We start from the raw sequence: 25,967 nt of genomic DNA on the forward strand, positions 1-25,967 counted from the left end.
TTTAGAGAAACATGAAAAAATCATGCTTGACGATGTTGATCGACGTATACTGCGCCACTTTCAGGCCGAACCAAGCCTGACCACGGCAGAGTTGGCTGAGCGCTGCCGCATCAGTTCGGGCGTCTGCTGGCGGCGGATTGAAAAGATGCAGGCCACAGGGGTGATCGAGGGTCAGGAAGCGGTGATCGACTGGGCCGCCTTGGGCTATGCGGTCGAGGTCTCGTTGCGGATCACTCTGGACAAAACGCAGGCGCGGGCGTTTGATGAATTCACCGCAGCGGCGCGCGATGTGGCCGAAGTGATCGAGATCCAGACCTTTCTGGGCCGTGTCGACGTGCGACTGTCGGTGCTTGCGCGCGACATGAGCCATTATCAGCAAGTCTATCGTGACCGCATTCTGACCCTGCCGCATATCGCCGATATCGAGGCATTAATGCATATCGCCCGGGTCAAACGGGATGAGGTATTGCCGGTATGATCGAATTGGACGAGATCGACCGCAAAATCCTGCGCGCGCTGGTTCAGGATGCCACGCAAAGCGCCGGTGCGCTGGGGCGTCGCCTCGGCCTGTCGCAGCCAGCGACCTGGAGACGGATACGACGGCTGGAAGAGGCGGGCGTGATCAAGGGGCGGCGACTGCGCCTGAATGCCGAGGCTCTGGGCTTTGGCGTGACCGTGTTTCTGGGGGTGAAGCTCGCGCGGAAAGGACAGGTCAGCCTTGAGGATTTCGAGCGCGCCGTCAGCGCCATCCCCGAGGTACAGACGGTCGAGCATGTGCTTGGGCTCTATGATTACCGTCTGCGCGTTGTGGCGCGGGACCTCGCTGATTTCGAGCGGGTACTGCGGCGGAGGGTGATGACGTTACCAGGGGCCGGAGAGGTCGAGGCCAATGTGTTGCTGAGCGAGGAGCGTCTGCCGGGACCGATTGGTTAGTATTTCGTGCGGATGCGAAAGCCTGGATGATGCGTCATGCGGGCAAATGTCATCGGCTGCCCGTCTTTCCACGTCGTCCGCTCCAACTGGATCATCGAGGTGCCGGTGGTGGTGCCCATGAAATCCGCCAGGCGGCTGTCGGCTGAAATTGCACAAAAGGCGATCTCGGCCTCGGTAAATGGTGCGGCGTTCAGTAGCCATTCATGCGGGCCGCTTTTGTTGAGGTCGGCATGCTCGACATCGGGCACGGCCTCGATATTGATCCAGCGTTCTTCGAGCTGGAAGGGGCGGTTATCGGCGTAGTGCATGCAGATCACGTGCAGCACACGCGCATCCGGCTCGACATTCAGTTGCGAGGTCAACCAACCGGGGCTGTAGACTACGTTTCGTTCGACCAGCGAGTAGCGATAGGCCGAGTTTTGATTCTCAACCGCCTGACGGGCCAGGGAGATTTCCAGTTTGGCCTGCTTGCGCGGCTCTTTCTTGACCCGGGTCCCACTTTTGCGCTTACGCTCGACGAAACCCTGTTCGGCCAGTTCCCTGAGTGCCCGGTTCACCGTGGCACGGGCACAATTGAACTCTTCCGCGAGTTGGGTTTCTGTGGGCAGAAGTGAGCCCTGAGGCCAGATGCGGGATTCAATCCGCCGTTTAACTTCGTCCCGGACGACCTGAAAACTAATCCGCTTTTGCGCAGTCACGAGTTAACTTATCCGTTCTTGTTCAAAGTGAGTGTATCTGTTCAGAAACACGTCAGGGTGTAAAGAGAGGCTGACTCTAATTGGCGTCATTTCCTCTAATTGTTGCACGTAAAGTTTCAAAGTAAAACTTATGGTTGTAGATTACTTTGGGTCAACTGATGCCTGACGCATGACGCTTTACGCACGGCGCGAGACAGGGCAGAAACAGATAGAGCAAAAGAAAAGGATGCCAGATGCCTGCATTGCTGGATACAGTTGACCCCGATGGCCTCGAAGAATTCTCGGTGGTCTTCACGGATCGTTCACTTAACCATATGTCCGCCAGCTTCCAGCAAGTGATGCGGGATATCTCGGGCATGCTGCGCGAGGTTTATAATGCTGACGGTGTGGCCGTCATTCCCGGAGGTGGCACTTACGGTATGGAAGCCGTCGCGCGGCAGTTTGCGCGCGATGCCAATGTACTGGTGGTTCGGAACGGGTGGTTCTCATATCGCTGGAGCCAGATTATTGAATCCGGCGCGCTGACCGCTCAGGCGACAGTTCTGAAAGCACGTGAAACCGGCAATGCTAGCCCGTCGCCCTTTGCCCCGGCTCCGATTGATGAGGTTGTGGCAACAATCCGCGATAATCGGCCGGATATCGTCTTTGCTCCGCATGTCGAAACATCCGCCGGAGTGATTCTGCCTGATGACTATGTGACTGCAATGGCTGCTGCGGCCCATGAGGTCGGCGCGTTGATGGTGCTTGATTGCATCGCTTCGGGTTGCGCGTGGATCGATATGAAGGCGACTGGCGTGGATGTCCTGATCTCTGCTCCGCAAAAAGGATGGAGCGCGACGCCCTGTGCTGGCCTGGTAATGTTGTCCGAGCGGGCCGAAGCGCGGTTGGAACAGACCAGTTCGGACAGTTTTGCGATTGATCTGAAGAAGTGGCGACAGATCATGCAGGCTTATGAGAATGGTGGCCACGCTTATCACGCGACGATGCCCACGGATTCGCTGCGTGCATTCCGGGATACAATGGCGGAGACGCAAGATTATGGGTTCGAGAAGCTGCGGGCGGCGCAATGGGCGCTGGGTGATGGCGTACGGGCCTATCTGAAGGGCAAAGGCGTCATCTCTGTCGCCGCTGACGGGTTCGGAGCACCTGGCGTGGTCGTCAGCTATACCGCCGATCCAGACGTACAGAACGGCAAGAAATTTGCCGCATTGGGCATGCAGATCGCAGCAGGAGTACCGCTGCAATGTGACGAGCCTGAAGGGTTCAGCACCTTCCGATTGGGCTTGTTCGGCTTAGACAAGCTTTATGATGTCGATGGCACGATCGCACGCCTGAAACGGGTTCTGGATCAGGTTCTGTAAGCGCAGGGTTTCAGCGCACGCCGAGGCCCATCTGCATCAGCGTCTTGCGCACGGGCGGCAAGGAATAGAGTGCATTCAAACCCATCGCCCGAGCATCGCGCAGAGGGCGCGCCTCGATCATCGAGGCGCGATTCAGCAGGTCGATGCCTTTGACGCGCAGTTCGATTTCGGTATGGCGCGCCTTGTGATAAGTCTCCAGCATCTGTGCGTCGCCCAGATCTTCGGGGCGGGCCTGCGCCAGTTCCAGCAGGCTGCGCAGATCGCCCAATGACATATTCAGCCCCTGCGCACCGATGGGGGGGACCACATGCGCGGCCTCGGCCATCAGCGCGAGGCGTTCTCCCGAGAGCCGCTCCGCCGATTGGCTGACGATTGGCCAGATCGTCCGGCGCGAAGCCAGTTTCAGAGGCCCGAACAACCCGCATGAGCGTTCCGTCATCGCAGCCTCAAACGCCTCGGCTTCTAGGTTCAGAAGTTCGACGGCGCGCGGCCCGCGTTCCATCCAGACAATCGCCGATGATGGTTGACCTTTCCAATCGGGCAGGGGGACCAACGTGAACGGACCACCCGAGCGGTGAATTTCGGTTGAGACGTTTTCGTGCGGGATGGGGTGCGTAACCGCAAATGCTAAGGCTTTCTGGCCATAGCGCGTGGTGTGGACATGGACACCGGCGGCCTCGCGCATCGGAGAATTGCGCCCATCAGCAGCGATTACCAGTTTGCAGCGGATACGGGTTCCGTCGCTCAGGCCAACACGTGCCTCATTGGTGCGTGTAAACAGGCTAACGGTACCGGTGCCGGGCCGAAAATCGACATTTGGCAGCTCGCCCAACCGTGTCACCATTTCGCGCCGCAGCAGCCAGTTGGGCAAGTTCCATCCGAACGGTTGATCCGAGATATCGGCGGCGTTGAAATCTCGCACCACGCGGGGTTCGGGTACGTCGCCGCCCGCATCCACGATGCGCATGACCTGCAACGGGGCGGCATGGGCATCCAGTTTGGCCCAAAGTCCGCATTGCTCCAGCAACCCACGGGCGGGCTGCAGGAATGCCGTGGTCCGTAAGTCTGAACCGTCTACGTCCCGCTCAGTGATCGGGGGGGTTGGGTCGACGCAGATTACATCGAACCCGGCTGCGCCGAAGGCGGCGGCGGCAGTCAATCCGGCAATTCCACCACCGGAAATCAGGATGTCACAGCTGTCGGTCATTGGTTTGTCATGGGGGCAAGTCTCCGTTGCCGCAGACACTAGTGCCGTTGACCGGCAGGTGCCAAGTGACATCCTGTCTCGTATCTTCCTAACCCCGAGAGATCAGCAGAAGAACAAGGAACATCATCGGAACCATCATCAGGGCCGGGATGTAAAGGCCGGGCAGGCCAAACAGCAGGATAGAACAGCCCCACATGCTAATGAGGGCTGCGGCGGTGTAGTACAGGTCTTCAGCCTCGGCGTTGACCGCGTCGCGGGCCATCCAGCCAAACAGGGGAACTGCAAACAAAAGGCGCTGCCACAGGGGCAGACGCTGCGGCATCTCAAGCGCGGTCATTGGGGTCTCCGATTCTGTTCGTCGCTGAGGTGCATATGGGCGATATGCTGCGACTGCGAAACGCACAGATCGTCGCAGTGTGACAGCCTATCGCAGGCGGCCCAGAAACCCGGTCAGATCATCTGTGTGATGGTGAATGTGGTCGGCTTCATGCGGGTCGGGTGCAACATGAACAGTGCGCATTCCCATTTCATGCGGGGCAGCCAGATTGCGTGGATCATCTTCGAACATTGCGGCTTTTGCGGCGTCGATACCATCCTGTGCAAAGATCGCCTCGAACGCGGCCTTTTGCGGTTTGGGACGATAGCCTGCATGTTCAATGCCGTAGATTGCATCGAACAGCCCATCCAAACCGCGCGCGGTAAGTACCCGTTCGGCATAAGGCGCGCTGCCATTTGTGTAGACAATGCGCCGCCCGGGCAGGGCGCGGATGTGGTCCGCCAGCGCGATGTCGGCCTCCATATGGCTCATATCCACCTGATGGACCGCGTGCAGATAGGGATCGGGGTCCAGATCATGCTCGGCCATCAGACCAGCGAGCGTGGTACCATATTCCCGCCAATAGTGAGAGCGGAGCCGGTCGGCTTCGGGCCGGTCGACACCGATGGCTTGCACCACGTAATCCGTCATCAGCACCTCGATCTGATCGAACAGGCGCATATGTGGCGGATAGAGCGTATTGTCGAGGTCGAACACCCATTGGGTGACGTGAGCAAAAGCAGGTTTGACCATGCTTTGGGTTTAGGGCGGTAGGCTGAGGTTTTCAATGCCGCTCTTGATTGCCAGGGCGTGTGGCGGATAGACAGGTCCGAACGAGGAGACACTACAGCCGATGCCCCAATCCAAACAGTCCAACACGGACGCCTACAGCCTTATTCTCGAAGCGATCGATGTGGGCATCTACAAGCCCGGCGACCGGCTGGTGGAAAGCGAGCTGGCCGAGCGTTTCGGCGTCTCACGCACCCCGATCCGGGAAGCCCTGCAGCGGCTGGAAACACAATCCCTGCTAGAACGGGACGGACGGTCACTTATTGTGGCGTCGCTCAATCACAACCAGATGGCCGAACTCTATATCGTGCGGCGTGAACTGGAAGGTCTGGCTGCGAGGCTGGCGGCCAAACACGCTACCGAAGAAGAGATCCGCGTGTTGCAGGAGATGGTGATTGCCGACAATGAATTGATCGGGGATCCTTCGGCGCTGTCGCGGGCCAATCGTCGCTTTCATGAGCAGATCCACCTCGCCTCACACAACCGCTATCTGGTGCAGCAGCTTGATCTTGTTCACCGAACCATGGCGCTGATGGCGACAACATCGCTGGCAGCGGAAGGGCGTGGCGAGATTGCGCAGAGCGAGCATGAAGGCATCGTTCAGGCCATTGCCGCGCGGGATGAAGAGGCGGCAGCCAAGGCGTTGCAGGACCATATCTCGGTCGCGTTCATGACCCGGCTGAAGCAGGATGCGATCCGGCGCGAGAAATAGGGGTTTCGCATTCCTCGATTGCGTGACCGTGCTGGGTCTTGTCCCAGAAGAACGGGTTAACCGCCAGTTCCCACAGACCTTTGTAAGCGGCCAGAACGCCCAGCGGGTAGTAGAGCGCCATTGTTGGCACCCATGGCAGCAGGAACCTCCGGTTTCCTGCTATGACGCCCAGCATTCCGACCAGAAGGTTGGCGGCCTCGGCAACAAGGAAAACATAGACGCAGGCGGTCAGGAAGCCCGGCGTCATGATCGGTTGGACCGGGTTGGGCAGGTCGAGGAAGATCAGCCAAAACACCCACAGAACCGGGGCCAGAAGAAACTGACCCAGTGTTCCCAGAAAAAACGCCTGCAGGCCCATAAACCGCAGAACCCCAAGATCATGCAGTAGTTTTCGCGGTTCGCGCATGTGCACCAGGTAGGTGACCATGAACCCTTTGAGCCAGCGTGAGCGCTGCTTGACCCAAGGCCAGGCGTGAAAGTTGGCCTCTTCATAGGTAGCGGTATCCACAATCTCGGTCCGATATCCGGCGCGACTGAGGCGGACGCCCAGATCGGCATCTTCGGTGACATTGTGGGCATCCCAACCGCCCAGTTCCAGCAGCTTGTCGCGACGGAAGAAGAAAGTTGTGCCACCCAGAGGAACGACCAGGCCCAAACGGGCGATGCCCTTCAGGATCACTCGGAACCAGCCGTTATATTCAATTGTGAAGCAGCGCGACCGCCAGTTGGTACGCGGGTTGTAATAGTCCAGCACGCCTTGCAGGCAGACGACGTCTTCAGGAGCTGTCGCGAAATGGCGAACGACGGTTTCGATCTGATCCGGAACCGGAGCGTCCTCCGCATCCCAGACGCCCAGAATGTCGCCGCGGCAGAAATCCAGCGCATAGTTCATGGCGCGGGGTTTCGTGGTCAGATCACCGCGCTGAGGCACGGTGATGGCGCGCATCCAGCTTGGTAGGTTGATCTGTTCCAAAGCTGCTTTGGTCACATCGTCCTGTTCTTCCAGCACAAGGATGACATCCAGCAGTGCTTTGGGGTAGGTGAGGCGGCTTAGCCGCGCGATCAAGACATCTGCAATCTCTCGTTCCTTATAAAGTGGAACCAGGATCGAGACGCAGGGCAGACGGAGAGGAGCATCGGTGTCAGGCTCTGATGGCGCCTTTCCGGGCCACAGATAGGCGGCGAGCCCCGACAGCCTGAGGATGAGGAACAACAGCAGCGTCAGCAAAGTAACGCCCAAAAGAAGGCTGAGGCCGGCCATTGGAAAGAGGACGAAGAGGATGGCCAGCAGCAGAAATCCGATGATGGGTCCGCTCCGCGCCTTGGCAGACCAATTGCGGCAGCTCTGTCTGGCCATAACTCGGGTTTCTGCGGCCTGTGCCAGTGGCATGGCGTAATGACGGGCGATTGCGGCGTCGATCTGCTCGGATCCGGCCAGAACCGCAACGATCGTATAACCGTCGTCCTTCAAAGCTTCCTCTACCGATGGGAATGCGTCGGGGCGCGCTGTAGCGATCAAAAGGATTGGCCCAACGCGCATCCAGGGCAGCACATTGTGATCCAGCCAGAACTTGACCGGTTTCAGCGCACAGAGATCTGCAGGGGGTGGGACCTGCTCAAGATCGGCGATCTGCAGGCCAGTTTGATCAGATAGCGCCGAGAGAACCTGTGCACGTGTGGCCCAACCTTCCCCGACCAGTATTTCCCCCAGTGGGGCGTTCTGCTGTGCCTGCATCCGCAAAGCCCGTGCCAGCTGGTCGGACGTAATGATGCCTCGATCAAGCAGACAGGTGCCAAGTGGTTTGCGCGAATGCGGTCCGGGCACAGGTTGCGCCAGTGTCTGACGCTGAAGATTCAATTCGACCATAAGAAAACCCTGCCGCAAGTCACGCTGGGCAGGGTTGCTTGATCAGGGTTAACGTGCGGTTAACGCTGTTGAATTCGGCATTAAGCCTGTGTTTTCTGGTCTGCCATGGCTGTGGCAAAGCGTTCGAACAGGTAAAAACTGTCTTGCGGGCCCGGCGAGGCTTCGGGGTGATGCTGTACCGAATAAACCGGGCGACCTGTCATGCGGATGCCGCAGTTCGAGCCGTCAAACAGCGAGCGATGCGTCTCGACCACGCCATCGGGCAGTGTTTCGGCATCGACCGCGAAGCCGTGGTTCATTGAGGTGATCTCGACCTTGCCGGTTTCCATATCCTTGACCGGATGGTTAGCGCCATGGTGGCCGTGGTTCATCTTGATCGTCCGCCCACCTAGCGCCAGCGCCAACATCTGATGGCCAAGGCAGATGCCAAAAACGGGAAGATCGGTTGTGTCCAGCACTTCCTTGATCATCGGAACCGCGTATTCACCGGTGGCTGCCGGATCGCCAGGTCCGTTTGACAGGAACACTCCGTCGGGCTTGTGCGCCAGCACCTCGGCAGCCGTTGCAGTCGCGGGCAATACGGTTACGTCGCAGCCCGCCGAGGCGAGGCAGCGCAAGATGTTGCGCTTGGCGCCATAGTCGATCGCGACCACCTTGTGCACCGGAGCTTCCTGTCGCTGATAGCCATCGGGCCACGCCCAACGCATCTCATCCCAGCGATAGCTTTGGGCGCAGGTGACTTCCTTGGCCAGATCCATTCCTTCGAGACCTGCAAAACCACGCGCTGCGGCGATCAGGGCCTCGATATCGAAATTGCCCTCAGGTTCATGAGCCAGCGCCACATGTGGCGCACCCTGCTGACGGATGGCGCGGGTCAGGCGGCGGGTATCGACGCCACCGATGGCGATGCGACCACGGCGCGCCAGCCAGGCTTTCAGCTCTTCGGCTGAGCGCCAGTTCGACGGCTCGGTTGGGTCCCATTTGACGACCATTCCAGCAGCCACCGGATCGCCGGTCTCATCATCTTCGGGATTCACGCCGACATTGCCGATATGCGGGAACGTGAAAGTCACGATCTGGCCCGCATATGAGGGATCGGTCATGATCTCTTGATAGCCGGTCATGGCGGTGTTGAAGCACAGCTCAGCCTCGGTTTGGCCGGTTGCGCCAAAGCCTACTCCGTAGAACAGCGTTCCATCGGCCAATGCCAGACATGCGGTGGGCTTGGACGGGGCGTTCTGTGCCATGGCGCGACTCTCCTGCAAGGTAAACGGGCGCATACCTAAGGGGGATAGAGCGCCGGGTCAAGCCTGTTCAAAATTTGGGCTATTGTTGAAAATCAATAACTTAACCATATCCAACGCCCATTGTGCCTGCCTTTTTGTTTCGATATGGTCGGGGTTCCTTTTCCATGGGGATGGACAGATCATATGGATATGCGATCACGGGTGAATGCCGCCCTGAAGCAAGCTATGAAAGACAAAGCCGCCGAGCGTCTGTCGACGCTGCGCCTGATCAATGCCGCGATCAAGGATCGTGACATCGCCTCGCGGGCGTCTGACAATGAAGAGGCCAAGGGCTGCGGCGATGCCGAGGTACTTGAAATTCTTGGGAAAATGACCAAGCAGCGCAAGGAAAGCGCGCGTGCATACGAGGAGGGCGGTCGCCTGGATCTGGCTGAGCGCGAATTGCGCGAAGTTGAGGTGATCGAGGAATTCCTGCCCAAACAGCTGGATGACGATGAGGTCAGCAAGGCCATTCAGACCGCCATCACCGCGACGGGTGCGGGTTCAATCCGCGATATGGGCAAGGTGATGGGCGAGTTGAAAACGCGCTATACCGGTCAGATGGATTTCGGCAAGGTCGGACCGATGGTCAAAGACCACCTTTGTGCTGCGTCGAATGGCGGTTAATCACGCCGGATCACGCAGTTTCCGGTTCAGATCATCGTAGAGCGCGATCCGTTCGTCCTCGGACAAGAACGCACCGATCTCAACTTCGCGCCCATCACCAATCAGTGTCACGTAATGGGGCACCGGCCCGCCGCTTGCGTGCATCTCGGGGCGGGCCCAATAGCGGTTGCAGATCCATTCCTGATCACCCTTGCGCGGGTGGTGGTGCACAAGGCGCGCTTGCGTCTTGTCTAGCGTCAACACCTCGAACACGCTGCGCGCGTGATAGTTTGTATGGATCGCCAGCCAGAGGCCCAACACCGTCAACAGCAGGAAAGGCAGCAGCCCCCACAGGACGACCGAGCCTAACATCGCCAGAAGCGGGATCAACCCGAACAGGAACACCGATAGGATGACAATCATGGCGCCACGCGGAGGAAGAGAGTTATGCGGCCAAAGGCGTAACTCATGTTCGGTGTCCGAATTTTCTGTCCATCGATAGGGCATGGCCGGAACCTAGCGCAGCCTATAACAAAGTCGAAGCCTAAACTGTCAGATCACGTGTCCAACACGTGCCCATGACAACGCGTCATCCAGTCGGTCATCTCCCCAGAACACCTCATCGCGCACGACGAAGCTGGGCGCGCCGAAGACTCCCAGCCGGATCGCGGTTTTGGTCTCGGTCTCCAGTGCTGAGACAATGTCCGGGCTGCGTGCCCGCGCGAGGGTTAGTCGCGGGTCTTGCTGGGCGCGGTGCAGAGCTTCGGTGATGGCAGACTCAGATCCCGCCTCGATGCCCTCTTCGAACCAGATACCATAGAGCGCTTGGGTGTAGGTCACGCCCCAGCCCTCGGCCATCCCTAGCAGGGCGACCTGATTGGTCAGCGCAAGATCCGAGATCGGGTAGGGTGCAGGCAGGTTGGCGTGGATATGGTACTTGGCCGCACGACGTTCGATATCGCGCCACATATAGGCGGTCTTGATTGGTTTACCGGCGAAGGGGATGTTCTGTTGTTCGGACATGATGGTGCGCACGTTGAACGGGCGCCAGTTCACCGTGGCATCATGGTCAGTGCACCAATCGTCCAGACGTTTGATCGTCAGGAAGCTGTAGGTGCTGCCGATAGAATACCAGAAGTCGATCTCGGGCATCATGAACCCTCCGGTTGGCCGGATATAACGCCCGGACCAGAATAGCCTATTTTTGCTGTTCTGGCGACTGCTCAGCCAGCCTAGGCCGGGCCTGAACGAAAAACCCCGCCTCAATGGGCGGGGTTTTCTTGTCATTCAGGTCGGGATCAGTGCGCGTGGCCCTTGTCCCAGTCTTCCTGCTTTGGCAGCTGCTCGAACGTGTGTTCGGGCGGCGGCGAGGGCAGGGTCCATTCCAACGTATCCGCGTATTCGTTCCAATAGTTGTTCTGGGTCACACGTGCGCCACGGAACAGGGCGTAGAACACGATGCCGAAGAACAGCAGGAACGAGGCGAAGGACACGAAGGCACCAATCGACGAAACAAAGTTCCACTGGGCGAATGCCTCGGGGTAGTCGATGTAGCGGCGCGGCATGCCCTGACGGCCCAGGAAGTGCTGCGGGAAGAAGGTCAGGTTGGCGCCGATGAAGAACAGCCAGAAGTGAACCTTGCCCCAGAACTCGGAATACTGACGGCCAGTCATCTTGCCGAAGTAGAAGTACACACCGGCAAAGATCGCAAATACGGCACCCAAGCTCATCACATAGTGGAAGTGCGCGACGACGTAGTAGGTGTCGTGATAGGCACGGTCCACACCCGCCTGCGACAGCACAACGCCGGTCACACCGCCAACGGTGAACAGGAACAGGAAGCCGAAGGCAAACAGCATCGGCGTCTTGAACTCGATGGAACCGCCCCACATGGTCGCAATCCACGAGAAGACCTTAACCCCTGTCGGAACCGCGATGACCATCGTGGCCAGCATGAAATATGCCTGCTGACGCAGTGACATGCCGACGGTGTACATGTGGTGCGCCCAAACGACGAAGCCCAGAACACCGATTGCGATGATCGCCCAGACCATCGGCAGGTAACCGAAGATCGGCTTGCGCGAGAAGGTCGCGATCACGTGGCTGATGATGCCGAAACCGGGCAGGATCACGATATACACTTCCGGGTGGCCGAAGAACCACAGGATGTGCTGATACAGGATCGGATCGCCACCACCGGCCGGATCAAAGAAGGTGAAACCGAAGTTGCGGTCCATCAGCAGCATGGTGATAGCGCCCGCCAGAACCGGCAGCGACAGCAGAATCAGCCACGATGTGACGAAGATCGACCAGCTGAACAGCGGCACCTTGAACAGGGTCATGCCCGGCGCACGCATGTTCAGGAAGGTGGTGATCATGTTGATCGCGCCGAGGATCGAGGAGGCGCCCGATACGTGTACGGCGAAGATCGCAAGGTCCATGGACATGCCGCCTTCGGTCGTCGACAGCGGTGGGTAGAGAACCCAGCCCACGCCTGAACCCAGTTGGTCGTTACCACCGGGGCTCAGCAGCGAAGCGACACCCAACGAGGTACCGGCGACATACAGCCAGAAGGACAGGTTGTTCATCCGCGGGAACGCCATATCCGGCGCGCCGATCTGCAACGGCATGAAATAGTTGCCAAATCCGCCGAACAAGGCGGGAATGACCACGAAGAACATCATCAGAACACCGTGATAGGTGATCATCACGTTCCACAGGTGTCCATTAGGTGTACAAGGATCGGCCATGAAGCCTTCAAGGCACATGTACTGCACACCGGGGTGCATCAGTTCGAGCCGCATATAGACGGTCATCGCCACCGAGATGAACCCGGCAATCGCCGAGAAAATCAGGTAGAGAATCCCGATATCCTTGTGGTTGGTCGACATGAACCAGCGCGTGAAAAAGCTGCGCTGGTCTTCATGGTCGTGACCATGAATGGCTGCGTCTGCCATTAGGTGCCTCCTGTTGCAACTACACCGCGCAGTCGGACCTCTCCAACGCGCGGGATTCCTGCTGGTTTTAGAATGCGAAGGGGCGACCTTCAATGGTCGAGTTTGATCTGGATCAAGATTAATTGTCGCGGGCAGGCTGTGCCGCGCGACGATCCGGCCTCAGATGCGAAGGATTTGGGAATTCCGCCCGTCATTTCAAGTGGTGATCAGGGAAACCTGCTTGACCCGCATCGGGCAGCGGCTCAGAACAGCACAGAAGTGCAATATCGGAGGCCCGAGATGACCGCATATGATCCCGAAAACGTCTTTGCCAAGATCCTGCGCGGGGAAATCCCGTCGAACCGCGTCTACGAAGATGATCAAACGGTGGCTCTGATGGATATCATGCCTCGAGCGGATGGGCACCTGCTGGTCATCCCCAAAACCGCGTGCCGTAACATGCTTGACGCTACACCCGAGCAACTGATGGCGGTGATGACAACGGTGCAGAAAATGGCGCGTGCCGTGAAAGACGCCTTTGATGCGGATGGCGTTACCATTCAGCAATTCAACGAGGCCGCGGGCGGGCAGGAGGTTTTTCATCTGCATGTCCATGTTTTGCCGCGACACGAGGACGTATCAATGCGTCCACCGGGCAAGATGGGTGATTTCGACCTGATCGCTGAACATGCCGATAAGATCCGTGCGGCATTGGCCTGAGCTGGCAGACAAGCTTAGCGATTGAGTTCGGGGTTGACGCGCGAGCTTGTCCCGTTTCGGACGTTCTGGAAAACAGGCTCCTAAAACGAGAATTGCCGTTCCGATATGGGGTCGGAACGGCAGACTCGTAACCAAACACTTCTCGGATTTCGCTGGGCAGCCCTGCGATCACCGGTTAACACACCACTCACTCATGAACGGCCAGTACATACTATGTGGTTAGATGGCGTTTGTAAGGAGGGGATGTGAAGAATCCCTGAATTTAAGGCGAATTGGGGCGATTCAAAGGAAACACCCGCATGGTTTGCGAAACAGAATGCCCGGAAAATCGACATTGTTGTCCGGGATTTTGACCCTGATCATTCCCAGTACGTGGAATCACGTATACGTCAGACAGCTTCAGTCGCGAACACTTCATGGAAGGTCTTTTTGAGCGCCACGTCGACGTCATCCATCGTCACCGGCAACCCCAAATCTACCAAAGACGTAACCCCGTGCTCTTGAATCCCACAAGGTACGATACCTGCGAAATGAGACAGGTCTGGTTCGACATTGATCGAAATGCCGTGGAAGCTGATCCACTTCCGTAGGCGGATTCCTATGGCAGCGATCTTGTCCTCGGCCAGCTGTCCCGTCACCGTCAGAGGTTTGTCTTGCCGCTGTACCCAGACACCCACGCGACCTTCGCGTATCTCGCCAGTAACATTGAATTCGGCAAGGGCCGCGATCACCCATTCCTCAAGCTGCTGCACAAAGCGGCGCACGTCATGTCCGCGATTGCCTACATCAAGCATGACATAGACCACCCGCTGTCCAGGGCCGTGATAGGTATATTGACCGCCACGTTTGCTCTCATAGACCGGAAAACGATCCGGGTCGGTCAGATCTTCACGCTTCGCAGATGTCCCGGCTGTGTAAAGCGGCGGGTGCTCGAGCAGCCAGATGCATTCATCCGCCTCTCCCGCTGCAATCGCAGCGGCACGCGCCTCCATGAAGGCGGTGGCATCTTCGTAATCAACGAGGCCGTCAGTGGTCTTCCATTCCATAGCCGTCTCTTAAACCGTCCGCGGGGTAGGGTGAAGGGGTCAGGCAGCCTCGGCCAGACAACGTTGCAGTACCTGCGCATAGGTGTCGGCGCCTTGCGCGCCGGTCAGCAGGTATTTCCCGCCGAAAACCATTGAAGGCACACCAGAAATGCCCCGGCTGGTCCAGAATTGTTGTTTCTCACGCACTGGTTGGGCATGTGCACCCGATTCAAGCGCCGCGCGTGCCGCATTCGGGTCGAGCCCGGCTGTCACGACCGCGTCCAGCAATACCTCTGTTTTGGAAACATCCTGTTGATTGGTGAAATAGGCCTCGAATAGGGCGAGCTTCAACGGATGCTGACGCCCCTGCATTTCCGCCCAATCCAGCAATTGATGCGCGGCGAAGGTATTCACGATCCGGCTTTCATCGGTGAAACTGAAAGTAAAGCCGAGTTCGGCCCCCAAAGCGGTCAGCCGCTCGCGCGCTTGCTGGCTCTGCTCAGGTGTAGAGCCATATTTCTCGGCAATATGCTCGCGCAAGTTCTGTCCTTCGGAACCCATGGCAGGGTTTAGTTCGAACGGATGCCAGCGTAACCGGGCCAGCACATTCTCTTGCTTCAGGGCTGCATCAAGCTGGCGAAAGCCAACAATACACCAGGGACAGACCACATCAGATACAACATCAATCTGTACGGTGGGGCGGGGATCGGGCGAGACCATTTGCTGCTCCAGAATGCTTCCTTTTGCGTTTAGATATGGCTAAAGCGAGTGAATTCAATCACGTGTGTTTTTGCCTCTTCACATCGCGCGGTCCAGCGTCTATACGCCCCCTACCAAGTCATTGGCAGTGCGGTCGTGGCGGAATTGGTAGACGCGCAGCGTTGAGGTCGCTGTGGGGTAACACCCGTGGAAGTTCGAGTCTTCTCGACCGCACCAAGTACTTGATTTTCAACAGGTTTCTTCGCTGAATATAATGGCAAATGGAGCCTTTTGAGATGGATGTACGGGTGCCAAAGGGTCTCTTTATGAGAAGCAAGGGGCACGCGGGCAGAGTCGCAGTACTCAACGAATATCAAGCTATAATAGGTAGGAAGCAGATCGTGCGGGGTCTCGGAACGCAGGACTTGGCTGAGGCTCTGGTCAGGCGAAATTAGGTCTGCCAGAGATTCTGGTGTCGATTGGTGAGTACTCAATGCCTGAACCGATGGTTAAGCAGTTCGCTCGACATAATCCTCAAGAAGGGGCCCTGAATGCCGATCAGGTACATCAACTGCATCAGTGACATCCAAAGGCGTTTCCATAGAAGGTGGCAGAAGTGGGTACGTGAAATCCGCGAGGAGGGCGCCGCCTACCAGAAACATATACAGGCGTGTGTAGGGGCTGACTTTCAGCGTGAGTATCAATTTCACCGGAGTAACTTTGACACCATTGTTGAAGACCCCTTAGGCGGAACCCGATGGTTGATGCTCGGTCACCAACACAGAAGTTCATCGACGTGCATCGCTTGGCCGAACACTACATGACTGTCATCCAAGGTCTCGAAGATAACAGCTTGATGCGAGGTATCTTCGCCGAGGGTCTCGCGAAGCAAGGGCAAGCGCCTGAAGTGGCGTCTGCGGTACTGAACCCGCATGCAGAACCTCCACAACCAACTTTAGCCGATATGCGAGACGTCTACGCTCAAGACAAGGGACTGGCTGATGACCGAAAGGCATGGTGAGAATAGACCGCACGTTCGGCTGCCTTACAGACGCCCCGAAGAAGCCTTTGAAAAAAGTCAGCATTGAAAGCATCGACCGTCAAACAGCACGTTGCTTCAAGGACGGGGACTTGCGGCAACAAGAGCCTATTGTCTAATATTCGACAAAATACATCAGTTATCGAATTTACTGTTTTCGATTGGAGTTATCGGATTGGCTCGCAAAGTAAATACTGTTGGTCGAAGAAGACTGATTGCTATCGCCTTTGCTGACGTCGCAAATTTTTCCAGATTGGTGGCACAGGACGACCTGCGAACTGGCGAGATTTGGCAGGAATTGCAAGAGAACTTGTTGATGCCCCTGATTGCTAGATTTGATGGTGCATTGGTCGGTTCTGCAGGTGACTCCCTTCTGGTCAGTTTCGAAAGCGCTATCTCGGCCTTAGAATGGGCTGTTGAGAGCCAAAAAGCTATTGAGGATTGGGCTTCCGAACTTCGTGACGACACAATTCGATTACGTATCTCAGTTAACGTTGATGAGGTGTTGGACTACGAAGATTCTGTTATTGGAGACGGGATAAATATCGCGGCTCGGTTGCATTCTGCAGCAGAGCCAGGACAAATTATCGTTACCAGTCTCGTTCGCGAGCTAGTCGGGGGGCGAGTTGATGCGACCTTTCAGGATATTGGTACACCAAGATTAAAGAACATCGAGCGTATAGTGCATGCCTATCTTGTTCAGCCCAACGACGGAGATAAAAGCATATCCTCGAAACTACATCATCCCTACTTGGAATGGTCGTCGAGACCGGCGGTGGCGGTGTTACCCTTTGATTCAGCGACTGGAGATAAAGAGGAACTTTATTTTGGAACTGGAATAACCGAAGACATAATTACCGGATTATCCAGAAGTCATGCATTTCATGTAATTGCACGAGCTTCCTCTCAGAAATTTGTGGAGAAAACGGGCGATATTCAGGATATCGCAGCTAAACTGGGCGTAAACTATGTGCTCTGCGGCACTGTGCGTCGGGACAAAGGGCGTTTGCGCATTTCCGCTCAATTGGTGAATGCCTCCCTGAATCACACTGTCTGGGCAGAGCAATTTAGGGGTGAAACTCGGGATATTTTTGATTTCCAAGATGAGATCGTGTCGTCTGTGGTGGGTTCCTTTGAGCCGCGTCTTCAGGCCGCAGAAACGGCGCGCGTTCGAAATAGACCAACACATAGCCTTCACGCATATGATTGTGTGCTCAAGGCCAGCTCCCAACTTTATTTATTCACACAAGAGAGTTTTGTGCTTTCGGAAATAGCGCTTCAACGAGCGCTGGAACTTGATCCAGAATTTGCCAGGGCCCACGCGATGGCTGCATGGCGATTGAACTTTCTTTATGGAGAGGAACGTTCAGACGACGTGGAGCGGGACAAAGCACTGGCATTCAATCACGCACAACGGGCAATTGCGCTGGATCCACACGATGCGTTCTGTCAGGTCGTTGCAGCTCATCTAACCAGTCTTGTCAAAGGCGATCCGGCATCTGCGATGCAGTTGTTCGACAACGCGCTATCGCTGGATCAAAACAATGCGATGGGATGGGCGACGAGCGCTATCACTCTTTCTTATTTGGGGCGTGGCGATGAAGCGATGACCCGATTTCGTAATGCTTTCAGGCTCAGCCCATTTGATAGTCTGAATTTCTCGTGGTGGTGTGGAGCGGGAATGGCCGAATTTATGAACGAAGACTACGAAGAGGCCGTACACTGGTTAACGAAAGCCTATCAGGCAAATCCTCGTTATGCTGCAACACTACGTATGCTTGCTGCCGCGCTGGCAAATGATGGTAACTTGAGTAAAGCAAAATCGATTGCAAATGAGCTTTTGAATCTTGATCAGGATTTTTCGGTCGAACGTTTTATTTCGTGGTATCCTCTGGCAAGAGCGAAGGACAAGAAGGCTTTGAAGTCAGGATTGTTGAAGGCAGGGTTGCCGCATTAAATTGAAAGAAGAAATGCCACGAAGTTTTTGAAATAGTTATAAAATGGGGGTATCCAAAATGACTTATGGTCAGGGACGAGGTCAAGGTCAAGGTCAAGGTCAAGGTCAGGGACAAGGCCAGGGGCAAGGCCAAGGCCAGGGGCAAGGCCAAGGCCAGGGGCAAGGCCAAGGCCAGGGGCAAGGACAGGGTCAGGGTCAGGGCCAAGGACAGGGTCAGGGCCAAGGACAAGGCCAAGTCTTCGCCACTGCAGGATCAATTCCCGATGGCGGTGGCTTTCCTAGAAGCTATTATGCGACACCATTCGAATTAAGACGCAGACCCTGGGCACTTGAGTTCTCTCCTGACAATACAGGCGCGCCTTCGTTTCCCAGTGCGCATAAAATCAAACCTGAAGTGGGAAAGTGGTATGCTGAATGGCGACCCCGCGATTGGGATCCGGCATTGCGTTTCTGGTCCCGGCCCTTTGACCCCAATCTGACAGAATGGCTGAAGTCGGCAGATCCGGATGCTCCAAGCATTGTTGCTGCCAGAGAAGTTGCAACGCAGTCTGATGAATGGTTGCCGGATAAGGTCCAATATGCAGTGCTGGAATGGATTACACGCCAGGATCTGTACTGGCACCCCGAGCTTCCTTCTCCCCGTACGCCAGCTGAGCCGGATTATTGGGACTATATCAAAGCCGAATTATCTCAGTTGGACAACTACATGAAACAGGATCGCGCCTCCTATCTGAACGAGGCCGATTTACAGGCGGACAACCTGCACGACTATGTCATCCAGTTCATTGGCGCTAACCGCCGTGATCACCCGTGGACGCTGGAGCTGATTTCATGTGGTTTGGCAATCGGTAATCTGGTGTATTTCGCGTACAAAGCGTTCTTCAAACGAGTCCGCCCATCATTGATCTGTCCCGGATTGATGCCGCCGTTCGGACCACCGATGCATCCGGCCTTTCCAAGCGGCCATGCGTTTCTGGCACATTTCATCTCGCTGTTTCTGCTCGAAATTCCTGCGTTAGCCCAACGATTGGGTGTAGCAATCAGTCCGCCGGGCGATGGAGCACCTTTCCGGGCTCCAAAATGGGCAGATTTAGCTGGCACGGCGCCGATTTTGTCGCCACTGCTTCTTCTCGCCCAACGGATCGCCGTGAATCGAGAGCGGATCGGCGTTCATTACCCATCGGATACATCCGCCTCCAGGCATTTGGCAGCGGGGGTTTGGGACGCGCTTGTTCTGGATGCCCAAGTGAATACTAGCACAACCGCCCCCGGTTTCCGGGGTAATGAAAAAAACAGGAACATCGCCGGTGGCGTGATTACCGGCAAAAAACAAGACATTAAATCACCTATGCTGGAAATGGTGTTCCAGCGCTCGACGGCAGAATGGCCTATGCCTTGACGAGTTAGGCCAGCACGTCGCAGGCATGAACTGATCTAGATCTTAAGGCTGGACTGTGGGGAACAGGCCCAGATTGTTATCCGTCGCTACAAGGTCAGCAAGCCGGCTTTTCGTGGTTGGCGGCGTGTCCGCGTCTTCTATTTTTGACGCTAGCATCGCCATAGGATCGGTATTGGCTCGATCCGCGGGTGTACTGATTTCGACAAACGTCCAGTCTGAGCCTAAGAGGTCCACGCCGTGTTCCGACAAATCAACATCAATTGTGCTTTGGGCCTCTAGGGGCTGGTCGATTAAAATTTTATTAGGACCGCCGGTCCAGTTAACTGTGTCACCCATATCGTCACCATTCCAGATACGAATGACAAAACTCGAAGCGGAATTTGATCCTCGATTCCCGACAGTGAATCTATTGGGTGGACCGTGGCCCAACCATTCGGCGTCCATGCCCGTGTGCAATGATACCGGTAAATAGTTCCCTTCCCCATGGTGGACTTCACCAGCCACGGTAATTTCCTTAAGTTCACGTCGATCGAGTACATATAGGTCAACGGGCGGCGGTGCGCCGGGGCCGTTGTTGATCATGTCCGGAATTTCAGGGTGCATCCCTTGCACTTCGAAAGCCCATCGGATCGCCTTGCGCGCCTGTCCGCCGGTCCAGGTGTGCCCACCCTTCAAGTCAAAACCTGCGCTAAGTGAGGTATCGGCATCAATCATTGCCGTTTCCAGTTCCTCTGCCCGCAAGGGAGCGTGGCCGAAACTGTCTATGGCGCGAACCATGAGGTAGAGGCAAAGATTGGCCGCTGCTGTGCGTCGCACAGTATCAGGTTCCGGATTATCTGGATCGTTTGCCCGATGCGTATCGCCGCCCAATATTCGATAAAGGCGGAACAAGGTGGTCGAAAGTACTTGTTCGCTAGTATAGCCCTTGAGGTTTCGCAATTGCGCCTCGGGGGCAGACAGGACATCCTGGTGCATGTAGCCGCTCCAACCCCAGCCGTTCAACACGCTTCTGTCGTGGCGGCGGGTTGAGAACACCCAAGGAAACGTTTGATAGCGGAAGTCGTTCCACGGCCCGGTTGATTTGGCTTCAGCAATTCGTGAAAGCGGGTCGGACATGATAGCCGCGAATGCGTCCCCGATACTGTGCGCGAAACGAAACTCTAGCTCTCCCAGCGCACCAAGGATCACCACATGCCCAAGCTCGTGTAAGATCCAGCGACGGCTGTTGGCAATACCCAGTGGTTGCGCCCTAGGGGGCCTGAAACTTCCAGGAGTTGGTGTTTCGCGATGCCAGTGGTTCAAGTTCGCAAGCGCAAGATGAACAATGGTTCTACCAAGTTTCGGCGGTGTGGGGGCCGCAAGCGGGCCAAGCTCGACACGTGCGTTCACAGTTCGCCCGTCTTTTCCCGGCCCACCGGGGATGCCAGAGCGGTACCGAACATGAACCGGCGCCTCGGTTGTTCGCATAAGCGCGCTGAGGTCGATCTTTAGAAATTCAAGCAGATCAAAGAAGTACTTGAATGACACGTAAGAGGAGATTGCCGATTGCTCGTCCGATCTGGGGTTTATATCCTCTCCGCTTGCGATCCGGATTTCCCTCGTAGTGTTCGGGTTCTCATCTTTGTCGGCTTCCACGAAACCGGGGCAATTCAAAATCGCAAAACTAGAAGTTTCCAGTTTTCTGCGAATATTTACAGTCGTCCGGTCAATTTCATCGAGATTTGTCGCCGGTCTGGGAATGAACATATAAGGTGGTGGGTCCTCGATGCCCGGGTCGGAAACGGGATCCTGATCAATTGTTTTCACTGTCACCATCGGACCGGAATCCGAAAACAAAGACCAGCCAAATTGAAATCTGATTCTTTGCACTCGTTCCAACGCGAATAACATACGCGTTTGCGCGGCAATGAATGGCTTAGCCTGCTGATTGGAATAAATATCATCCAGTGGTGTCTTTTTGACACCGTATGTTACCCAATCGGAAAGGAATCCACGCTCATTCAGAAAAGGCTCACCAGAATTGACAAGGCGAAGCTGCGCGATCCTGAGAGTATCGATGTTCTGTCCTGCCGCGTCGGCGATTTCAGCTTTAATTTCTCGAGCGAAAATTCGTCTTAATCTATCAAGAAATGCTTCCGCGTATGTCGTGATGGCGACGTCATCAAGCCCACGTATACCTTGGGCAAACTGGGCAACAAACGTGGTGTAGGGCGAGTAGGGCAGATGCGCGACCATAGACGAGATTTTTACTTGATCCTTGTGCGCGCGCATAAACACACGCACGCCAAATCCGCTGGTAACCGGATCCGCCGGGTCGTTTGTGTTAGAGTTTTCGCCAGCTACAAGGATAAAAGCTCTTGATCCTTTTTCCTTATGTATGTCGATCTCGCGAGATGAGATCGGTTTGGCTGCCTCTCCGGGGCGGATCAAAGGATACCAACCGAATAGGATTTTTCCCGGAAACATCTTCGAAGGGTCCAGTGCACTCAGCCACTCATCGGGCAGGAAGCCTGAAACTTCGCCGGGATTTGGCGGGTATCTATGGTCAAAGCGAGCTTTGAGATCGTTTAGATAATCAAACGCTGCCTTTTGGAGTTCATCCTCAAGATTTGTCGATGCAGGGTCAGCTTCGAACGCGTATGGCCAGTCGGCATGTTGCGCAACAATGACAGGGCGTCGGTTGTCGTTTCCAGATCCAAAGCGAACTAGGTGTAGGGCTTCTTTTGGAGGTGACCATTCCATGAAAATTAAACCCTTCTGTACGAATTCGAAAATCAAAACCCTGTATGTATTTCTACAATGCCCAATTTATAGCATAGATTTTCTGCTTAATCCAAACATAGCGTCTTGAGCAAAAGCCGTCATAAGTTTGACCTTTCGACCATTTAAGCCGGGTTTTCATGTCGAATTTGCCTCAGACTCATTCGGCCACTTGATATTCGAGCTACGCTTATTTTTGTGAGATCAGAAGAATGTATGCTTCTGGGGTCGCTGAATTAGCCTTTGACCCTCATGAAACGAGCTCATTGGCATTTGAGTGCGCCAAAGTCACGCGTAATGGGTTTTGTACCATTGCGAGCGATTAGCTTGTTGTTGTCTGAACAACCACCGAATGCCATGAAAGTGCGCTCTTTCCCTTGCAGGCAACAACCCGCATCTTACTAGACTTCAGTTCTGGTTTGTCTCAGCAGAACAGAAGGCCAATCTATTAAACTGTATTCTGATGCGACACTCTTGTGCATGAACTCAAAGAAACCACTTGCCACTTTCACCAATTTTTTGTGCAGCCAGAAGCTAGGACCATCGGAGTATTTGCCGGGTTGGGCATTCATTACCTGCAATGATGATAGCTTAATAAGTGCTAGTATTGGCCCATCTTCTACTGTGAGACATGGTGATCCATCTGGAGGCGAATGGAAGCACTATTCGTATGTTTTAAAACGGTTCTGCTGGGTTTTGAGATATTCGGGAACGTACGGACGGAGTTGTGTTCAGGTCTTCAATATATCACGACGGCACAATCATCCCGAAATCGTAGTTTAATTATGTCAGGTGAGACGGGCACCCTGTTGGTTGAAGCGATAGGTTCGATCCTGGGCGTAGCCGAATTGCACGGATTCACCAGCATTGACCTGATGCTGGCCGAACAGACGCGCGGTAATCTGGTGGTCTTGCATCATCGCGATCACGTTGGTGTCACCGCCCAGATGCTCGACATGAGTCACGTTCGCGGTCAGGGGGCCCTCGTCGGTCAGGTACAGGTCCTCGGGTCGGATGCCCAGAGTCGTGTCTGCACTGTCGCCGATTACACTGGCGGGGAAGAAATTCATCGAGGGCGCGCCGAGGAAGCCTGCAACGAACTGGTTGGCGGGGTTGTTATATAACTCCATCGGGCTGCCGGCCTGTTCGACGCGCCCGTCGCGCAGGACGACGATCTTGTCGGCGAGCGTCATCGCCTCGGTCTGGTCATGGGTGACGTAAATCATCGAAGCATCGAGCTGCTGGTGCAGGTTGGCGATTTCCAGCCGCGTGTTCATGCGCAGGGCGGCGTCCAGATTGGACAAAGGCTCGTCGAATAAAAACAGTTTGGGTTCACGCACGATGGCGCGACCGATGGCGACACGTTGGCGTTGGCCACCGGACAATTCAGAAGGGTAGCGGTCGATGTATAGCTCAAGATTCAACATCTTGCTGGCCTTAGCGACGCGTTCTTCGATGACCTGCTTGCTCTGGCCTTCCTGTTTCAGTGCCAGCGACATGTTCTTGCGCACATTCAGATGCGGATAGAGCGCATAGCTTTGAAACACCATCGCGATGCCGCGCTTGGAGGGCGGTGTGAGGTTCATCAGATCTCCACCGATGCGCACTTCGCCCGAAGTCACATCCTCAAGCCCCGCGATCACGCGCAGAAGGGTGGATTTACCACAGCCCGAAGGGCCGACGAAGACAACAAACTCGCCGTCTTCCACTTCGATGTTGATATCCTTGAGGACTTCGACTGTACCGAAGGACTTGTTCACGTTCGTAAGCGTCAGGGCGGTCATGGGTTTGCCTCTTTCAGCGAAATGGGTTGGCCAGTGCGGATGCTTTCATCGGCAGCTAGACAGATGGCCAGCGATTGCACGGCGTCGTTCATATGGCGGGTCAGGTCGATGTCCTCGGCGATGGCGCGCAGCATATAGGCTTGTTCGGCATCGCAGAGCTGCTGATGGCCGGGCTCATCGGGCATGTCGATTGTTTGGTCGCCATCGGGGCGATGGACCAGAAGGCCGCCGACTTTGGTGTGGCCGTCGATATCGGCTGACGCACCCTTGTTACCATCGGTGATCGAGACCGAGCCGTTGGGCGAGACGATGTCTTTTACGAAAAACGCAGTCTCGGACATCATCGGGCCCCAGCCAGCCTCGTACCAGCCAACCGAGCCGTCCTCGAAGACCACCTGAAACTGGCCGTAATTATACATGTCTTCGTCGATTTCATCGCTTAGGCGCAGGCCCATGCCGTGGACTCGCACGGGGTCGGAGTCAGTGATCTGACACATCACGTCGACATAATGCACACCGCAATCGACGATGGGCGAGGTGGTCTGCATCAGAGCTTTGTGTGTTTCCCACTCGGCCCCGCTGCTTTGCTGGTTGAGGTTCAGGCGGAACACGTATGGCCCGCCCAGATCGCGGGCCTCGGAAATCAGGCGCATCCACGAAGGATGATGGCGCAGGATGTAGCCGATGACCAGTTTGCGTTTGGTTTCAATGGCTTTCGCTACAACTCGTTTGGCATCAGCCACAGTCGTCGCTAGTGGTTTTTCGACGAAGACATGCGCTCCGGCCTCCATCGCGGTGCAGGCGAAATCGGCGTGGCTGTCGGAGTAGGTGGCGACGACCACCAAATCCGGCTTCGTCTCAGTCAGAGCTGCCTGAAAGTCTGAATAGGCCGGATAGCCTGACAGATCGGGATGGTCCACGTGACCGGACCGGTTCACCAATCCCACGATCTGCGCGTCCGGGTGATGGTGGTGGGCTAGCGCGTGGCTCAGCCCCATATTGCCAAGGCCAGCGATCAGAACTTTGGTCATTTCACAGCTCCTGAAGTGATGCCGCGGATCAACTGGCGTGAGAAGATGACATAGAGCACCAGCACAGGCAGGATCGCCATGCTGAGCGCCGACAGAACCGCGTTCCAGTCGGTGACGAACTGGCCGATGAAGACCTGGCTGCCCAGTGTCAGTGTTTTGGTTTCCTCAGCCGGGGCGAGGATCAACGGGAACCAGAGGTCGTTCCAGATCGGGATCATATTGAACACGGCGACGGTCGCCATAGCGGGGCGGACGAGAGGCAGTACCAACCGGAAGAAGATGGTGTATTCGGATAGGCCATCGACGCGGCCTGCGTTCTTTAGATCATCTGAGACCTGTCGCATGAATTCGGACAGGATGAACACAGCCAGAGGCAGGCCTTGCGCAGTATAGACAAGGATCAGGGCCCAGAGGGTATTCACCAACCCGGTCGCCACCATCATCTCTAGAATGGCCACTGTGCCTATGCGGATCGGGATCATGATCCCAAGCGCCAGATAGAGACCCATCAGGGTGTTGCCTTTGAACTTGTACTCGCTCAGGGCAAAAGCGGCCATCGCGCCGAACAGCAAGACGAAGGCCAACGAAACCACGGTCACGATCAGCGAGTTCTGGAAATAAAGGAAGAAATCCCCTTGTTTCATCACCGTCTGATAACCGATCAGAGAAAAGCTTTCGGCATCGGGCAGGGCGAGCGGCTCGCGGAAGATCGAGCGTCGGGTTTTGAAGCTGTTGATGATGATCACGAAGACCGGGAACAGGGCGATCAGGGTATAGAGGATCAGCGCCCCGTGCATGGCGGCTGTGTTCAGCGGGTTATGGCGTGCTTTGTTCATCCGGCG

The 25,967-nt window shown here is 56.0% G+C and carries 24 protein-coding genes and 1 tRNA gene; 10 read left to right on the plus strand and 15 right to left on the minus strand.

The window, feature by feature from the left end:
• The first annotated feature begins 22 nt into the window (after nt 1-22).
• The gene (locus ACR0IV_RS02460; RefSeq protein WP_480470137.1) at nt 23-478 is read left to right on the plus strand and encodes an Lrp/AsnC family transcriptional regulator; all 456 of its coding nucleotides are present in this window, start codon (nt 23-25) and stop codon (nt 476-478) included.
• The gene (locus tag ACR0IV_RS02465) at nt 475-933 is read left to right on the plus strand and encodes an Lrp/AsnC family transcriptional regulator (protein WP_480470136.1); all 459 of its coding nucleotides are present in this window, start codon (nt 475-477) and stop codon (nt 931-933) included. Before ACR0IV_RS02460 ends, ACR0IV_RS02465 begins: the two co-directional genes overlap by 4 nt.
• On the opposite strand, the gene ACR0IV_RS02470 is transcribed toward ACR0IV_RS02465, so the two are convergent.
• Nucleotides 930-1,631 carry a GntR family transcriptional regulator gene (locus tag ACR0IV_RS02470; RefSeq protein WP_480658029.1) on the minus strand — a complete coding sequence of 234 codons (702 nt, stop codon included), beginning with the start codon at nt 1,629-1,631 and terminating at the stop codon, nt 930-932. The two genes, ACR0IV_RS02465 and ACR0IV_RS02470, sit on opposite strands and share 4 nt — an antisense overlap.
• Nucleotides 1,632-1,864: 233 nt before the next feature.
• Between ACR0IV_RS02470 and ACR0IV_RS02475 the strand changes: the two genes are divergently transcribed.
• Nucleotides 1,865-2,992 carry an aminotransferase class V-fold PLP-dependent enzyme gene (locus ACR0IV_RS02475; RefSeq protein WP_480658027.1) on the plus strand — a complete coding sequence of 376 codons (1,128 nt, stop codon included), beginning with the start codon at nt 1,865-1,867 and terminating at the stop codon, nt 2,990-2,992.
• Nucleotides 2,993-3,002: 10 nt separating this feature from the next.
• On the opposite strand, the gene ACR0IV_RS02480 is transcribed toward ACR0IV_RS02475, so the two are convergent.
• The 3 genes from ACR0IV_RS02480 to ACR0IV_RS02490 form a co-directional block, all read right to left on the minus strand.
• Nucleotides 3,003-4,199, minus strand: a complete 1,197-nt coding sequence (locus tag ACR0IV_RS02480) for a UbiH/UbiF family hydroxylase (protein WP_480658026.1) — start codon at nt 4,197-4,199, stop codon at nt 3,003-3,005.
• Between the two features lie 88 nt (nt 4,200-4,287).
• Entirely contained in the window at nt 4,288-4,536 is a 249-nt protein-coding gene (locus tag ACR0IV_RS02485; RefSeq protein WP_480470132.1) for a hypothetical protein, read from the minus strand.
• A gap of 87 nt (nt 4,537-4,623) precedes the next feature.
• A complete protein-coding gene (locus tag ACR0IV_RS02490) occupies nt 4,624-5,268 on the minus strand; it encodes a pyrimidine 5'-nucleotidase (protein WP_480470131.1) in 645 nt (214 codons plus the stop codon).
• Between the two features lie 100 nt (nt 5,269-5,368).
• On the opposite strand from ACR0IV_RS02490, the gene ACR0IV_RS02495 reads away from it, so the two are divergent.
• Nucleotides 5,369-6,016 carry a GntR family transcriptional regulator gene (locus ACR0IV_RS02495; protein ID WP_480470130.1) on the plus strand — a complete coding sequence of 216 codons (648 nt, stop codon included), beginning with the start codon at nt 5,369-5,371 and terminating at the stop codon, nt 6,014-6,016.
• On the opposite strand, the gene ACR0IV_RS02500 is transcribed toward ACR0IV_RS02495, so the two are convergent.
• Both ACR0IV_RS02500 and carA read right to left on the minus strand, forming a co-directional pair.
• Nucleotides 5,973-7,883 (minus strand): glycosyltransferase family 2 protein, encoded by a 1,911-nt coding sequence (locus tag ACR0IV_RS02500; protein WP_480658025.1) that lies wholly within the window; start codon nt 7,881-7,883, stop codon nt 5,973-5,975. The genes ACR0IV_RS02495 and ACR0IV_RS02500 overlap by 44 nt on opposite strands.
• Nucleotides 7,884-7,963: 80 nt before the next feature.
• The gene (gene carA / locus ACR0IV_RS02505; RefSeq protein ID WP_480658024.1) at nt 7,964-9,130 is read right to left on the minus strand and encodes a glutamine-hydrolyzing carbamoyl-phosphate synthase small subunit; all 1,167 of its coding nucleotides are present in this window, start codon (nt 9,128-9,130) and stop codon (nt 7,964-7,966) included.
• Between the two features lie 183 nt (nt 9,131-9,313).
• Here carA and ACR0IV_RS02510 point away from each other — a divergent pair, with 183 nt between their 5' ends.
• Nucleotides 9,314-9,796, plus strand: coding sequence for a GatB/YqeY domain-containing protein (locus ACR0IV_RS02510; protein ID WP_480470127.1), 483 nt, complete (start codon nt 9,314-9,316; stop codon nt 9,794-9,796).
• Here ACR0IV_RS02510 and ACR0IV_RS02515 read toward each other — a convergent pair whose 3' ends face one another.
• From ACR0IV_RS02515 to ctaD, 3 genes are all read right to left on the minus strand, one after another.
• Nucleotides 9,797-10,282, minus strand: coding sequence for a DUF2244 domain-containing protein (locus ACR0IV_RS02515; protein ID WP_480658022.1), 486 nt, complete (start codon nt 10,280-10,282; stop codon nt 9,797-9,799).
• A 45-nt stretch (nt 10,283-10,327) separates the two neighbouring features.
• Nucleotides 10,328-10,927 (minus strand): DsbA family protein, encoded by a 600-nt coding sequence (locus tag ACR0IV_RS02520; RefSeq protein WP_480658021.1) that lies wholly within the window; start codon nt 10,925-10,927, stop codon nt 10,328-10,330.
• A gap of 146 nt (nt 10,928-11,073) precedes the next feature.
• Complete coding sequence (ctaD, locus tag ACR0IV_RS02525) at nt 11,074-12,732, minus strand: cytochrome c oxidase subunit I (protein ID WP_480470124.1); 1,659 nt, start codon at nt 12,730-12,732, stop codon at nt 11,074-11,076.
• A gap of 279 nt (nt 12,733-13,011) precedes the next feature.
• Here ctaD and ACR0IV_RS02530 point away from each other — a divergent pair, with 279 nt between their 5' ends.
• Nucleotides 13,012-13,431 (plus strand): HIT family protein, encoded by a 420-nt coding sequence (locus tag ACR0IV_RS02530; protein ID WP_480658020.1) that lies wholly within the window; start codon nt 13,012-13,014, stop codon nt 13,429-13,431.
• Between the two features lie 389 nt (nt 13,432-13,820).
• On the opposite strand, the gene lipB is transcribed toward ACR0IV_RS02530, so the two are convergent.
• Nucleotides 13,821-14,477: a lipoyl(octanoyl) transferase LipB gene (gene lipB / locus ACR0IV_RS02535; protein ID WP_480658019.1), complete on the minus strand. Its 657-nt coding sequence runs from the start codon at nt 14,475-14,477 to the stop codon at nt 13,821-13,823.
• Between the two features lie 39 nt (nt 14,478-14,516).
• Nucleotides 14,517-15,176, minus strand: a complete 660-nt coding sequence (locus ACR0IV_RS02540) for a DsbA family oxidoreductase (RefSeq protein ID WP_480658017.1) — start codon at nt 15,174-15,176, stop codon at nt 14,517-14,519.
• A 129-nt stretch (nt 15,177-15,305) separates the two neighbouring features.
• Here ACR0IV_RS02540 and ACR0IV_RS02545 point away from each other — a divergent pair.
• The 4 genes from ACR0IV_RS02545 (at nt 15,306) to ACR0IV_RS02560 (ending at nt 19,550) form a co-directional block, all read left to right on the plus strand.
• Nucleotides 15,306-15,392: transfer RNA gene (locus tag ACR0IV_RS02545), tRNA-Leu, on the plus strand.
• A 520-nt stretch (nt 15,393-15,912) separates the two neighbouring features.
• Nucleotides 15,913-16,176, plus strand: a complete 264-nt coding sequence (locus ACR0IV_RS02550) for a hypothetical protein (protein ID WP_480658016.1) — start codon at nt 15,913-15,915, stop codon at nt 16,174-16,176.
• A 193-nt stretch (nt 16,177-16,369) separates the two neighbouring features.
• Complete coding sequence (locus ACR0IV_RS02555) at nt 16,370-18,151, plus strand: adenylate/guanylate cyclase domain-containing protein (RefSeq protein WP_480658014.1); 1,782 nt, start codon at nt 16,370-16,372, stop codon at nt 18,149-18,151.
• A gap of 58 nt (nt 18,152-18,209) precedes the next feature.
• Complete coding sequence (locus tag ACR0IV_RS02560; protein WP_480733216.1) at nt 18,210-19,550, plus strand: phosphatase PAP2 family protein; 1,341 nt, start codon at nt 18,210-18,212, stop codon at nt 19,548-19,550.
• Between the two features lie 42 nt (nt 19,551-19,592).
• Here ACR0IV_RS02560 and ACR0IV_RS02565 read toward each other — a convergent pair whose 3' ends face one another.
• The 4 genes from ACR0IV_RS02565 to ACR0IV_RS02580 form a co-directional block, all read right to left on the minus strand.
• Nucleotides 19,593-22,328, minus strand: coding sequence for a hypothetical protein (locus tag ACR0IV_RS02565; RefSeq protein ID WP_480658011.1), 2,736 nt, complete (start codon nt 22,326-22,328; stop codon nt 19,593-19,595).
• Between the two features lie 770 nt (nt 22,329-23,098).
• The gene (locus tag ACR0IV_RS02570; RefSeq protein WP_480658010.1) at nt 23,099-24,094 is read right to left on the minus strand and encodes an ABC transporter ATP-binding protein; all 996 of its coding nucleotides are present in this window, start codon (nt 24,092-24,094) and stop codon (nt 23,099-23,101) included.
• A complete protein-coding gene (locus ACR0IV_RS02575) occupies nt 24,091-25,125 on the minus strand; it encodes a Gfo/Idh/MocA family protein (protein WP_480658009.1) in 1,035 nt (344 codons plus the stop codon). Before ACR0IV_RS02575 ends, ACR0IV_RS02570 begins: the two co-directional genes overlap by 4 nt.
• A complete protein-coding gene (locus ACR0IV_RS02580; protein WP_170393445.1) occupies nt 25,122-25,961 on the minus strand; it encodes a carbohydrate ABC transporter permease in 840 nt (279 codons plus the stop codon). Before ACR0IV_RS02580 ends, ACR0IV_RS02575 begins: the two co-directional genes overlap by 4 nt.
• Between the last annotated feature and the right edge of the window lie 6 nt (nt 25,962-25,967).

The organism is Ruegeria sp. C2, assembly GCF_056537765.1.